General features: G+C 74.4%; 9 protein-coding genes. 8 read left to right on the top strand and 1 reads right to left on the bottom strand.

Annotated elements, in window-relative coordinates; genetic code table 11:
* The first annotated feature begins 174 nt into the window (after nt 1-174).
* On the top strand, nt 175-1,395 hold the full coding sequence (gene ftsY / locus B124_RS03610; RefSeq protein ID WP_496501141.1) for a signal recognition particle-docking protein FtsY: 1,221 nt from the start codon (nt 175-177) through the stop codon (nt 1,393-1,395).
* A 57-nt stretch (nt 1,396-1,452) separates the two neighbouring features.
* Here the strand turns inward: ftsY and B124_RS03605 are convergent, their stop codons facing one another.
* Entirely contained in the window at nt 1,453-2,142 is a 690-nt protein-coding gene (locus B124_RS03605; RefSeq protein WP_496501140.1) for a bifunctional DNA primase/polymerase, read from the bottom strand.
* 413 nt (nt 2,143-2,555) lie between these two features.
* Here B124_RS03605 and nsdA point away from each other — a divergent pair, with 413 nt between their 5' ends.
* The 7 genes from nsdA (at nt 2,556) to B124_RS03570 (ending at nt 13,711) form a co-directional block, all read left to right on the top strand.
* Entirely contained in the window at nt 2,556-4,082 is a 1,527-nt protein-coding gene (gene nsdA / locus B124_RS03600) for a transcriptional repressor NsdA (protein ID WP_496501139.1), read from the top strand.
* 263 nt (nt 4,083-4,345) lie between these two features.
* The gene (locus B124_RS03595) at nt 4,346-5,677 is read left to right on the top strand and encodes an ammonium transporter (RefSeq protein WP_496501138.1); all 1,332 of its coding nucleotides are present in this window, start codon (nt 4,346-4,348) and stop codon (nt 5,675-5,677) included.
* Nucleotides 5,674-6,012, top strand: a complete 339-nt coding sequence (locus tag B124_RS03590; protein WP_496501137.1) for a P-II family nitrogen regulator — start codon at nt 5,674-5,676, stop codon at nt 6,010-6,012. Before B124_RS03595 ends, B124_RS03590 begins: the two co-directional genes overlap by 4 nt.
* A gap of 1,245 nt (nt 6,013-7,257) precedes the next feature.
* Nucleotides 7,258-9,738: a [protein-PII] uridylyltransferase gene (locus B124_RS03585; RefSeq protein WP_496501282.1), complete on the top strand. Its 2,481-nt coding sequence runs from the start codon at nt 7,258-7,260 to the stop codon at nt 9,736-9,738.
* 99 nt (nt 9,739-9,837) lie between these two features.
* Nucleotides 9,838-11,385: a signal recognition particle protein gene (ffh, locus tag B124_RS03580; RefSeq protein WP_496501136.1), complete on the top strand. Its 1,548-nt coding sequence runs from the start codon at nt 9,838-9,840 to the stop codon at nt 11,383-11,385.
* A gap of 78 nt (nt 11,386-11,463) precedes the next feature.
* Nucleotides 11,464-12,891, top strand: a complete 1,428-nt coding sequence (proS, locus tag B124_RS03575; protein WP_496501135.1) for a proline--tRNA ligase — start codon at nt 11,464-11,466, stop codon at nt 12,889-12,891.
* Nucleotides 12,892-13,120: 229 nt separating this feature from the next.
* On the top strand, nt 13,121-13,711 hold the full coding sequence (locus tag B124_RS03570) for a hypothetical protein (protein WP_496501134.1): 591 nt from the start codon (nt 13,121-13,123) through the stop codon (nt 13,709-13,711).
* Nucleotides 13,712-13,817 lie beyond the last annotated feature (106 nt).

Below are 13,817 nucleotides of genomic sequence, written 5' to 3'. Positions count from 1 at the left end.
GGAGGGCCGGGGATCTGCGCCTGCGCGCGCGCCGCCGATACTAGGGAGCGCTGTGACTCCGCCCGTAGCGGGCTTCTCACTCTGCCGCCGGAGCAGCTTCGTGACGGTCAAGCCCTGACCGCTTCCTGGGAAGGCGGCCAGATTAGCACTCGGCAGGGCTGCGATGATGGGGCCGTGGACATCATCCTCATCGTCATCGCCATTGCCGTCGTCGCAGTCCTCGCCGTGGGCGGCCTGGTCGTCGGCTCCCGCCGCCGGAAGCAGGCAACCCCGCCGCCGCCGTCGCCTGGCCCCCGGACCACCGCCGAGCCGCAGGTCGGCGAGGAGGCGGGGGAGCCCGGCGACGAGGAGCGCAGGACCATCGAGGAGGTGGGCCTGCCCGGCGAGCCCGCGGCCGGCACCGCTGCCGGCACCGCCGTCGCCGAGCCGCCGGCGCCGCCGGAGCTGGAGGTCCCCGCGCCGTCGGCGGGCCGGCTCGTACGGCTGCGCGCCCGGCTGGCCCGCTCGCAGAACTCCCTCGGCAAGGGCCTGCTCGGCCTGCTCTCCCGCGAGCACCTCGACGAGGACACCTGGGAGGAGATCGAGGACACGCTGCTGACCGCGGACGTCGGCGTGCAGCCGACGCAGGAGCTGGTGGAGCGGCTGCGTGAGCGCGTCAAGGTCCTCGGTACGCGCACCCCCGAGGAACTGCGTACGCTGCTGCGCGAGGAGCTGCTGGCGCTCGTCGGCACGGAGGCCGACCGGACGCTGGACACCGCCGAGTCCGTCGGCCCCGAGGGCGGGCAGGTGCCGGGCATCGTGCTGGTCGTCGGCGTGAACGGCACCGGCAAGACCACGACCACCGGCAAGCTCGCCCGGGTGCTGGTCGCCGACGGCAAGTCGGTGGTGCTGGGCGCCGCGGACACCTTCCGGGCCGCCGCCGCGGACCAGCTCCAGACGTGGGGAGAGCGGGTCGGCGCCCGTACCGTGCGCGGTCCTGAGGGCGGAGACCCGGCGTCCGTCGCGTACGACGCGGTGAGGGAGGCCGTCGACGAGGGCGCGGACGTGGCGCTCATCGACACCGCGGGGCGGCTGCACACCAAGACCGGGCTCATGGACGAGCTGGGCAAGGTCAAGCGGGTGGTGGAGAAGCACGGTCCGGTCGGCGAGGTGCTGCTCGTGCTGGACGCCACGACCGGGCAGAACGGTCTTGTGCAGGCGCGGGTCTTCGCGGAGGTCGTGGACATCACGGGGCTGGTGCTGACGAAGCTGGACGGCACCGCCAAGGGCGGCATCGTGATCGCCGTGCAGCGGGAGCTGGGCGTGCCGGTCAAGCTCGTGGGCCTGGGCGAGGGCGCGGACGACCTGGCGCCGTTCGAGCCCGAGGCGTTCGTGGACGCGCTGATCGGCGACTGAGCCCGGCGGCCGGGCGGGTACGCCGTCGGCGGCCTCCGCGGTACGCGGGCGCCGGTGTCAGCCCGAGCGCAGCCAGGAACTCTGCGCGTACGCCAGCGTGCCCAGCAGCAGCCGGGCCGGGGGCGGGCCGCCCGCCGTGTCCAGCGTCGGCGGGCGCAGCCAGCGCACCGGGCCGAGGCCGTGCAGGTCGCTGGGCGGGGCGAGCAGATGGTCGCCGCTGCCGAGGCAGCGCAGGTCGAGCCGGGCGCCGTCCCAGCCCATGCGGTACAGCAGCCGGGGCAGCTCGGCGGCGGCGCCCGGGGCGACGAAGAAGTGCGCCCGCCCGTCGGGAGCGGCGCAGACGGGGCCGAGCGGCAGCCCCAGGCGCTCCAGCCGGGGCAGCGCCCGCCGGCCGGCGGCGGCGCTGACCTCCAGGGCGTCGAACGACCGGCCCGCGGGCAGCAGCACCGCGGCCCCGGGTGTCCCCGCCCAGGCGTCCGTGACCTCGTCCAGCGGGGTGCCGGCGGGGACGGGGCGTGCGTCGGGCAGCGGATGCTGGCCGGGGGCGGGGCAGGCGGCGCCCTGCGCGCAGGAGCAGACGCGCCCGCCGCCGGGGGCGCGCACGAGGGGCGCGGCGGGCAGCACGTCCCAGCCCCACAGGCCGGTGTACTCCGCCACCGCCGTCAGCGCGTGTCCGGCGGACGTACGGGCGCGCCGGACGGATCCGCTGTCGCGCCGGCCGTGGATGCCGCCGATCGTGAAACCCATGCCCCCTCCAACGGCTCGCCGGTGCGGTTGGTTACTCCGCTTGTCTCACTCAGAGCAGTTTGCTTGTCACATTGTGTCGTCGGGGAGGTGTATTCGGGGTGTGATGGCGTGCCCAGGGGTAGCGTGGTCCGTGGTTCGCGCCCCCGCCGGGACTCATTTCGCCCGCCGCTTTACCGCCGCGATGTGGTCCCTCGTCAAGTCAACCGCGTGTCCGTGGCACGGCGTTCACCCGTAGGGGTGGCGAATGGTGGCGTTTCCGGGATCGCGCTCGCGAAACCGTGATCGTAGGATTACTTTTGGTGCCGGCAGCGGCGGCATGCGACAGGTGGATATGCCAACGGCAGTAATTCCCACCGGGCTTCGGGGGCTTCGGTTCCGGGGATAATCCGGGGCACCACGACGGCCGAGGCGGGATGGGGGCGTTGGAGTTGGACGGCACGGGCGGCAGCCGGACCGGTGCCACCGGCGCAGGCAAGGGTCCCAACGAGGAGCTGGCCTCCTGGTTCCTGCGCAGCGGCTGGTCCAAGGGCGAGCTGGCCAGACAGGTCAACCGCCGGGCCCGCCGGCTCGGCGCGCACCACATCAGCACCGACACCTCCCGCGTCCGCCGCTGGCTCGACGGCGAGCAGCCGCGCGAGCCGATCCCGCGGATCCTCTCCGACCTGTTCTCCGAGCGCTTCGGCTGCGTCGTGGGCGTCGACCAGCTCGGACTGCACGCCGCCCGCCCCCTTCCCGCCGCCTCCGGCGTCGACCTGCCGTGGACCGCCGCCGAGACCGTCGAGCACATCAGCGAGTTCTCGCGCAGCGACCTCGTGCTCGCCCGCCGCGGCTTCCTCGGCGCCTCCCTGAACGTCGCCGCGGGACCCGTCCTCGTCGAGCCCATGCAGCGCTGGCCGGCGCAGCCGCCCGCCCCTCCCGGCGGTGCCGCGGCCCCCGCGCCCGCCCCGGCCGCCGCCTCCGCGGCGCGCGGCGGTGCCCCGCCCTGCGCCCTGTCCGCCCCCGAGCTGGAGCTGCTGGAGACCACCACCGCCAAGTTCCGCCAGTGGGACGCCCAGTGCGGCGGCGGGCTGCGGCGCAAGGCCGTCGTCGGGCAGTTGCACGAGGTCACCGACCTGCTGCAGGAGCCGCACCCGCCCGCGGTCGTCGAGCGGCTGTTCCGTATCACCGCCGAACTCTCCCAGCTCAGCGGCTGGATGAGCTACGACGTGGGCCTCCAGCCCACCGCGCAGAAGTACTTCGTCCTCGCCCTGCACGCCGCCAAGGAGGCCGGCGACCGCCCGCTCGGCGCGTACGTCCTGTCCAGCATGGCCCGCCAGATGATCCACCTCGGCCGCGCCGACGACGCCCTGGAGCTGATCCACCTCGCGCAGTACGGCAGCCGTGACAGCGCCACGGCCCGTACCCAGTCGATGCTGTATGCGATGGAGGCGCGCGCGTACGCCAACCTCGGCCGCCCGGACCGCTGCCACCGGGCCGTGCGGATGGCCGAGGACTGCTTCGCCGAGACCGGCCCCGGCAGCCCCGAGCCCGACTGGATCCGCTTCTTCTCCGAGGCCGAACTCCACAGCGAGAACGCCCACTCCTACCGGGACCTGGCCTACGTCGCGGGCCGCAGCCCCACCTACGCGGCCCTCGCCCGGCCCGTCATGGCGCGCGCCGTCGAGCTGTTCGCCGCCGACGCCGAGCGCCGCCGTTCGTATGCGCTGAACCTCGTCGGCCTGGCCACCGTTCACCTGCTGGAAGAGGAGCCTGAGCAGTGCGCCCTGTGCGCCGGCGAGGCGCTGACCGTCGCCAGCCAGATGCGCTCCGAGCGGGTCAGCACCCGGCTGCGCAAGACCGTCGACACCGCCGTGCGCCGCTACGGCGCCGTGGGCAAGATCGCCGACCTGGCCGACCGGCTCGCCCGCGAGCTGCCCGAGACCGTGGAAGCCGCCGGCTGACGTCACCCGCGGCTTCCCGGTACCCGACCACCTTGGCCCGTCCCCCGGACGGGCCGCCCCCGTGGTGCGGTCGAGAGTAATCGCACCCTCCCGTGCTCGTGGGAAATTCACCGCTCCGTAACACCTCCGTGGCCTTCGTCACGTGCCTGAAACACCGGGGGGCGGTGGCGGAAACCCCGCTGCGCCAGCCTCGTGCACATTCCGGCCCGTACCACTTCAGCCCGTACGGGCCGCGCGGGCCCGCACGAGGAGGAGACGCGACGTTGAATGGCGCCGACACCGCATTTGTACTGATCAGCGCGGCGCTGGTCATGTTGATGACGCCCGGTCTTGCCTTCTTCTACGGGGGCATGGTGCGGGTCAAGAGCACCCTGAACATGCTGATGATGAGCTTCATCTCGCTGGGGATCGTCAGCATTCTGTGGGTGCTCTACGGATACAGCCTCACCTTCGGTGACGACATCGGCGCGGGCGTCCTCGGCGACCTCGACCACGTCGGAATGGCCGGGATCACCCCCGAGACGCTGACGGGGGGCGACGAGGGCATCCCGGTGCTGGCGTTCGCCGCCTTCCAGTTGATGTTCGCCATCATCACCCCCGCCCTCATCAGCGGTGCCCTCGCGGACCGGGTGAAGTTCACCGCCTGGGCCCTGTTCATCGCCCTGTGGGTCACGATCGTCTACTTCCCCGTCGCGCACTGGGTCTGGGGCCCGGAGGGCTTCATCGGCCTCAACGGCGACATCAAGGCGATCGACTTCGCGGGCGGCACCGCCGTGCACATCAACGCCGGCGTCGCGGCCCTGGCCGCCGTGCTCGTCGTGGGAAAGCGCATCGGCTTCAAGAAGGACCCGATGCGACCGCACAGCCTGCCCTTCGTGCTGCTGGGCGCGGCGCTGCTGTGGTTCGGCTGGTTCGGCTTCAACGCCGGCTCCGAGCTGGCCGCCGACGGCGTCGCCGCGACGATGCTCTTCAACACCCAGGTCGCCACGGCCGCCGCGGTCGTCGGCTGGCTGATCTACGAGAAGGTGCGGCACGGCTCCGTCACGATGCTCGGTGCCGCGTCCGGCGCCATCGCAGGACTGGTGGCGATCACCCCCTCCGGTGCGTCGGTGAACGCCGTGGGCGCGCTGGCCATCGGGGTCATCGCCGGGGTCGTCTGCGCCTGGGCCGTGGGCCTGAAGTACAAGCTGGGCTACGACGACTCGCTCGACGTCGTCGGCGTCCACCTCGTCGGCGGGATCGTCGGCACGCTGGCCATCGGCTTCTTCGCCATCGACGACGTCGGCCTGTTCTACGGCGGCGGGCTGGAGCAGCTCGGCCGGCAGGCGGCAGGGGCGGGCGTGGTACTCGTGTACACGTTCGTCGTCACCTGGCTGCTCGCCAAGGGCATCGACCGGCTGATGGGCTTCCGGGTCGGCGAGGACGAGGAACTGGCGGGCGTGGACCGGTCGCAGCACGCGGAGAGCGCGTACGACTTCAGCGGCGTGGGCTCGGCGGCCGTGTCCGCGGCACCGGTGCCGGCGCCGGCGGGCGGCCAGGCACCGGGCGCGGACAGGGCGGTCACTGACAAGACGGACAAGAAGGTGGACGCGTGAAACTCATCACGGCAGTGATCAAGCCGCACCGGCTGGACGAGGTGAAGGAGGCCCTGCAGGCGTTCGGCGTGCAGGGGCTGACGGTCACGGAGGCCAGCGGCTACGGCAGGCAGCGCGGCCACACCGAGGTGTACCGGGGCGCGGAGTACACCGTGGACCTCGTACCGAAGGTGCGTATCGAGGTGCTGGTGGCCGACGACGACGCCGAGCAGTTGGTGGAGGTCGTGGTGAAGGCGGCGCGGACGGGCAAGATCGGTGACGGCAAGGTGTGGAGCGTACCGGTCGACACGGCGGTACGGGTCCGCACGGGCGAGCGCGGCCCCGACGCGCTCTGACCTCGCGGTCGGCGACCACCGCCCGCGACGGCCCCGCGGCGCGGCGGGCCGGCCGGGGACGCACCAACTGGCGGGAGTACGCGGGTGACGGAGACCGGACGACAGCAGCCGGGGGGACACGGAGAGCCCACGCACGCGGGCAGGGAGCCCGGGCCGGCCGGCCCGGCACCCGCGGCGCTGGCAACGGATCGCGAGCACCCCGGCGGAGTGCCCACGCCCGCAGCGCGGGCCGAGGGCCGGGCGCCCGGCGGGGGCGCCCGGCGTGACGTGGCTGGCGGGAGGGCGGGCGGACCGGCGGCTGAGGTTCTCGAGGGAGGCGTCGCGCCCGGTGCGCCGGCCCCGGAGCAGGCGCCGGGGGAGCGTCCAGCCGGGATGCCGGCAGGCGTGCGGCGGCGCGCGGAGGACGCGTCCGGTGCGTCTGCGGCCGGTACGGAGCCGGGGGAGCGGTCGCCTGCGGAGCGGGCTTCGGGAGGGGCGCCCGCACAGGCCGCCCGGCCCGGTGCGGGGGCGGACGGCACCGCGGGAGGGTCCGCCCCCGCGCCCGCGGCCGGGACACCCGGCACGGCCCGGCGGGGCGCGGGAGCGGTCATGGTGACGGCAGGGCCTTCGGCCGAGGGCTTCCCCGAGGCTGCCGCCCCCGCAGGTCCGGGGTCGGCCGCGGCCCGTGCGGAGCAGGGCGAGCGTGCTGCGCAGGCGCAGGCGGCTGCGGAGAGCGGCTCCGGCGGCGGGGCTGCGGCCGGGTTCGTACCGTCGGCCGGTGCGGATGGCACGCAACGGGCGGGCCGTGCCGCGCAGTTCGTACCGGAAACCGGCGGTCCCGGTGCGTCGCGCCCCGGGGAGGCATACGCCGCGACCCGCGTGCGGCTGCTGGGCGCCGAGGGCGGCGCGGCGCGGCGGGCGGCGCTGGCGCGGGCAACCGACCGGTGGCTCGCCGGGCTGCTGCACGAGGCGGCCGGCGGCGAGGGACCCGGCGACGCAGGCGGGCCCGGGGCACCGGGGAAGGCCCGTCCGCCGCACGGGCCCGCCCAGACCGGTGAGTTCAGCGGAGCCGGGGATACCGGGGAACCGGGCGCGCCCCGAGACGACAGCGGATCCGGCGAACCCGGCCAGGTCCGCGGCGCCCGTCACGCCCGTGGGCCCCACGGACCCGGTGATGCCGACCGTACCCACGCCCCCGGCGACGGCCGCGGATCCGGCGAACCCGCCGACGGCCGCCGCACCCGTGGACCCGGCGACGCCCGCGGCATGCGCGGCGTGGCGCTCGTGGCCGTCGGGGGCTACGGGCGCGGGGAGTTGTCCCCCCGCAGCGATCTCGATCTCCTTCTCCTCCACGACGGCTCCCTGCGGCCCGCCGCCCTCGCCGCCCTCGCCGACCGGCTCTGGTACCCCGTCTGGGACATGGGCCTGGCCCTCGACCACTCCGTACGCACCCCCGCAGAGGCGCTGCGGACCGCCGGCGACGACCTCAAGGTCACCCTCGGCCTGCTCGACGCCCGCCACGTCGCCGGCGACGCCGGCCTCACCTCCGCGCTGCGCACCGCCGTCCTCGCCGACTGGCGCAACCGCGCCGCCCGCCGGCTCCCCGAGCTGCGCGAGCTGGGCCGGGAGCGGGCCGAGCGCCACGGGGAGCTGCAGTTCCTGCTGGAGCCGGACCTCAAGGAGGCCCGCGGCGGCCTCCGCGACGCCATCGACCTGCGCGCCGTCGCCGCCTCCTGGCTCGCCGACGCCCCCCGCGCGGGCCTGGACCGCGCCCGCGCCCGGCTTCTGGACACCCGCGACGCACTGCACCTGACCACCGGCCGCGCCACCGACCGCCTCGCGCTGCAGGACCAGGACCAGGTCGCCGCCGCCCTCGGCCTGCTCGACGCCGACATCCTGCTGCGCGAGGTCTACGAGGCCGCCCGCACCCTCGCGTACGCCACCGACGTCACCTGGCGCGAGGTCGACCGCGTCCTGCGCGCCCGCGGGGGCCGGCGCGGGCGCGCCCGCCTGCGGAACCTCATCGGCTCCGGCCAGCGCGGCCCCGCAGAGCGCACGCCCCTCGCCGACGGCGTCGTGGAACAGGACGGCGAGGTCGTCCTCGCCCGTACGGCCCGGCCCGCCCGCGACCCCGTGCTGCCGCTGCGCGCCGCTGCCGCCGCCGCGCAGGCGGGGCTGCCGCTGTCGCCGCACGCCGTACGGCTGCTGGCCGCGCAGGCGCCGCCGCTGCCCGTACCGTGGCCCGACGAGGCGCGCGAGCAACTGGTGACGCTGCTCGGCGCCGGCGAGGCGACGGTGCCGGTGTGGGAGAGCCTGGAGGCGGAGGGGTTCGTCACGCGGCTGCTGCCCGACTGGGAGCGGGTGCGCTGCCGCCCCCAGCGCAACGCCGTGCACCGCTGGACCGTCGACCGCCATCTCGTCGAGACTGCGGTGCGGGCCGCCGCACTCACCCGCCGCGTCGGCCGGCCTGACCTGCTGCTGGTGGCCGCGCTGCTGCACGACATCGGCAAGGGCTGGCCGGACGGCCCGGGCGGGCACAGCGTCACCGGCGAGACCATCGCCCGCGACATGGCCCGGCGCATCGGCTTCCCGCCCGCCGACGTCGAGGTCGTGGCCGCTGTCGTACGCCACCACCTGCTGCTCGTCCAGACCGCCACCCGGCGCGACCTGGACGACCCCGCGACCGTACGCCTCGTGGCCGACGCCGTCGGCGCCCGTGGCACGCTGGAGCTGCTGCACGCGCTCACCGAGGCCGACGCGCTGGCCACCGGACCGGCGGCGTGGAGCGCCTGGCGGGCCTCGCTGGTCGCCGGTCTCGCCGGGCGGGTCGGCGCCGCGCTGGCCGGCGAGCAGCCGGGGGGCGCGGGCGGGCCGGCCGGGCGGACGCCGGGGGCGGCCGAGGAGCGGCTGGCGGTCGAGGCGTGGCGTATCCGCGGACCGGTGCTGACGTTGCGCGCCGGAACCGGGGAGCACGGGGAGCACGGGGAGCAGCCTCCGGCGGTGGGTGGGACACGGACCGGTGACGCCGTGCCGGTCGGCCTGGAGCTGCTGGTGGCCGTCCCCGACCGGCCGGACGTGCTGGCCGCGCTCGCGGGCGTGCTGGCGCTGCACCGTCTGACCGTACGCACCGCGGAGCTACGCCCCCTGCGGCTGCCCCGGGGCGTAGCGGACGGCCCACGGCCACCGCAGGACCCGGAACCGGCACCACTGCCCGCCGCTGAACCCGGCCCCGCCGCCGAGCCGGGCACCGCCGCTGAACCCGGCCCCGCAACCGCCGTCGAAGACCCCGCCGAAGCCTCCGACGAAGACGGCTCCGCCCCCCACGTCCTCCTCCTCAACTGGCGCGTCGCCGCCGAGTTCGGCTCCGTCCCCGCCGCCGACCGTCTCCGCGCCGACCTCCTGCGCGTCCTGGACGGCACCCTCGACGTCCCCGCCCGTCTCGCCGAGCGGGAGCAGGCGTACCGCCCCCGCCGCGGCACCCCCGCCCCGCCGCCCCGCGTGACCGTCGCCCCCGGCAGCTCCCGGCTCGCCACCGTCATCGAGGTGCGCGCCCAGGACGCCCCCGGCTTGCTGCACCGCATCGCCCGCGCCCTGGAGGCGGCCGGCGTGCGGGTGCGCGGCGCGTACGTCAGCACCCTCGGCGCCAACGCCGTCGACGCCTTCTACGTCACCGACCCCGCCGGCCGCCCGCTCGCCCCTCGCGACGCCGACGAGCTGGCCGGGAGGCTCCAGGCCGCGCTGGTCTGAGGCGGTCCGCCGCGCACCGCCGGTCCGCACGCGCCGCCGGGCGGATACCCTGGAGAGCCGACATCGCCTCACCACCCGAGCCAAGGAATCGCGAACACCGTGTTCGATACGCTCTCCGACCGCCTCGCAGCGACTTTCAAGAACCTCCGGGGCAAAGGCCGCCTGTCCGAGGCGGACATCGACGCCACCGCGCGGGAGATCCGCGTCGCCCTGCTGGAGGCGGATGTCGCGCTGCCCGTCGTACGGGCCTTCATCAAGCAGGTCAAGGAGCGCGCGCTCGGCGCGGAGGTCTCCCAGGCGCTCAACCCCGCCCAGCAGGTCATCAAGATCGTCAACGACGAGCTCGTCGGCATCCTCGGCGGCGAGACCCGCAGGCTCCGGTTCGCCAAGACCCCGCCGACCGTGATCATGCTCGCGGGTCTGCAGGGCGCGGGCAAGACGACCCTGGCGGGCAAGCTCGGCAAGTGGCTGGCGGGTCAGGGCCACACGCCCATGCTCGTCGCCGCCGACCTCCAGCGCCCCAACGCCGTCAACCAGTTGCAGATCGTCGGCGAGCGCGCGTCCGTCGCCGTCTTCGCCCCCGAGCCGGGCAACGGCGTCGGCGATCCGGTCCGGGTCGCCAAGGACTCGATCGCCCACGCCCGTGACAAGCAGTACGACGTGGTGATCGTCGACACCGCGGGCCGCCTCGGTGTCGACGCCGAGATGATGCAGCAGGCCGCCGACATCCGGGACGCGGTCGGCCCCGACGAGATCCTCTTCGTCGTCGACGCGATGATCGGCCAGGACGCCGTCAGCACCGCGGAGGCGTTCCGCGACGGCGTCGGCTTCGACGGCGTCGTGCTCTCCAAGCTCGACGGCGACGCCCGCGGCGGCGCCGCGCTGTCGATCGCGCAGATCACCGGCAAGCAGATCATGTTCGCCTCGAACGGCGAGAAGCTGGACGACTTCGACGCGTTCCACCCGGACCGCATGGCGTCCCGCATCCTCGGCATGGGCGACATGCTGTCGCTGATCGAGAAGGCGGAGCAGACCTTCAGCCAGCAAGAGGCCGAGGCGATGGCGGCCAAGCTGGCGAAGGGGCCGAAGGAGTTCACGCTCGACGACTTCCTGGCGCAGATGGAGCAGGTCCGCAAGATGGGCTCCATCTCCAAGCTGCTCGGCATGATGCCCGGCATGGGCCAGATGAAGGAGCAGATCAACAACCTCGACGAGCGGGACGTGGACCGTACCGCGGCGATCATCAAGTCGATGACGCCGGGCGAGCGCCACGACCCGATGATCATCAACGGCTCCCGCCGGGCCCGTATCGCGCGCGGCTCCGGCGTCGAGGTCAGCGCGGTCAAGAACCTGGTGGAGCGGTTCTTCGAGGCGCGCAAGATGATGTCGCGGATGGCCCAGGGCGGCGGCATGCCGGGGATGCCCGGCATGCCCGGGATGCCGGGCGCGGCCGGCGGCAAGCGCAAGGGCAAGCAGCAGAAGAAGGCCAAGGGGCGCCAGCGCAGCGGCAATCCGATGAAGCGCAAGGCCGACGAGCAGGCCGCGGCCGAGCGCCGCGCCGCCGCGGGCAGCCCGTTCGGCGGTGGCGGCGCGGGTCAGTCCCCGCAGGACTTCGAGCTGCCGGAGGAGTTCAAGAAGCTGCTTTGACGGCAGCGCCCGGCGGGCCGCCGGCGGCCTCGTAAAACCCGTACCTGCGGCCCGCGGGCAAGCTCTACGATCTGCGCCATGGCAAAGACACCCGTACTCACTCCCCAGGCGGACGACTTCCCGCGCTGGTACCAGGACCTCATCACCAAGGCCGAACTGGCCGACAACGGTCCGGTGCGCGGCACGATGGTCATCCGACCGTACGGGTACGGGCTGTGGGAGCGCACGCAGCGGGAGATGGACGACCGGATCAAGGCGGTGGGCGCGCAGAACGCGTACTTCCCGCTCTTCATCCCCGAGTCCTACCTGGCCCGGGAGGCCGACCACGTTGAGGGCTTCGCGCCCGAGCTGGCCGTCGTCACCCACGGCGGCGGCAAGGAGCTGCCGGAGCCGGTCGTGGTCCGGCCCACCTCCGAGACGATCGTCAACGACTACTTCGCCAAGTGGGTGCAGAGCCACCGCGACCTGCCGCTGCTGATCAACCAGTGGGCCAACGTGGTGCGCTGGGAGCTGCGCCCGCGCATGTTCCTGCGGACGACGGAGTTCCTCTGGCAGGAGGGGCACACCGCCCACGCCAGGTACGAGGACGCGCGGGACTTCGCGGCCCGTATCCAGCGCGACGTGTACGCCGACTTCATGGTGAACGTGCTGGCGGTCGACGTGGTCCCGGGCCGCAAGACCGCCGCCGAGCGGTTCGCCGGCGCCCTCAACACCCTCACGCTCGAAGCGATGATGCGCGATGGCAAAGCGCTGCAGATGGGCACCAGCCACGAACTGGGCCAGAACTTCGCCAAGGCGTTCGGCACCCGGTACCTGACCGCGGACGGCACCCGCGAGCACGTGTGGCAGACCTCCTGGGGCTCCACGACCCGCATGGTCGGCGGCATGATCATGGTGCACGGCGACGACGACGGGCTGCGCGTCCCGCCGCGGCTGGCGTCCGTGCAGGCCGTGGTGGTGGCGGTGAAGGGCGACGAGGCCGTGCTCGCCAGGGTGCGCGAGGCCGGCGACCGGCTGGCCGCCGCCGGCGTACGGGTCCGGGTCGACGACCGCGCCGACGTCCCCTTCGGGCGGCGGGCCGTGGACTGGGAGCTGAAGGGTGTGCCCGTACGGATCGAGATCGGCCCGCGCGACCTGGCCGCGGGCACGGCGACGCTCGTGCGGCGCGTACCCGGCACCAAGGAGCCGGTGGCGCTCGACGCCCTGCTGGACGAGCGGGCCGGCATGCTGCCGCTGATCCTCGAAGAGGATCAGGAACGGTTGCTGGCCGAGTCACGTCGAATGCGTGAGGAGCGGACGGCAGACGTGCGCACGGTCGCTGAGGCGGCCGAGGCCGCGGCGGCCGGCGGCTGGGCCCGTATCCCGTGGGCGGACCTCGGCCCCGAGGGCGAGGCCGAGCTGGCGGAGCAGGCCGTGTCGGTGCGCTGCCTGGTCGCGGCGGACGGGTCGGTGCCGGGGGCGGATGACGAGCCCGGTACGCTCGCCGTCGTCGCCCGGGCGTACTGATCGCCGGGGCGGGTGCCGGCGGCGTGGACGGACGGTGCGAAGGGTGCATGACGGTGCACATACGGTCACGTACAACTTTGTTGTGACCTGCTCACTTAAGTGGCAGACCTCCGCAGATCAGCACAGGCGCCCCCTCCCAACCGCATCATTGTGAACTGACGGGTAGGAGCAAATTATTTGGGATGCCGGGAATCGGAACACCGAAGGCCTCCCGCTCGTTAGTCCCGACGTGAGCACGACACCACTTGTACTTGCCGCAGAGCTGGCAGCCGCGTGGGCCGAGATTCAGCGGAACCACCCGGAGCTGCCGGATCTCGCCGCGCCGGAATCACTGATCGGGGAGTCCTCGTCCGCCTGCGGGGCGGAGCTTTCCTTCGAGCGACTCCTGCACGAAGCCGTTCACGGCATCGCCGCAGCCCGCGGGGTCAGAGACACCTCCCGGGCCGGCCGCTACCACAACAGACGTTTCCTTGCCATCGCCGAGGAGCTGGGCCTCGACCACCCCGACGAGCCGCACCCCAGCAGCGGGTTCTCCCTGGTCACCCTCACCCCGGCCGCCAAGAAGCGCTATCGCGCGGCCGGCGAGCGCCTGCGCAAGGCGCTGCGGGCCCATGACGCGGCCACCGCCGCCGACAGCCCGCGCAGCTTCCGCGGTCCCGCGGCCCGGCACGGGTCGTCGGGCGGCGGCGTGCGGGTGAAGGCCGTGTGCGACTGCGGGCGGAACGTCCGCGTCGTGCCGTCGGTCCTGGCCCAGGCCCCGATCGTCTGCGGCGGCTGCGGCAAGCCGTTCCGCATCCCGGAGCCCGCCGCTGCGGCCTGACCCGGCCGCCGGACTCCCGATCTCCTGACCCCGATCCGTCCGTGCGCCGGCCACCGCCGCCCCGCCGGCCGGATCGCGGAGTCGGCCGCCTGAAGCGGCGTGAGCC

The organism is Streptomyces sp. CNP082, from assembly GCF_059570535.1.
Note: the sequence above shows the minus strand (reverse complement) of the source record. Positions and strands in the feature narration are given on the sequence as shown.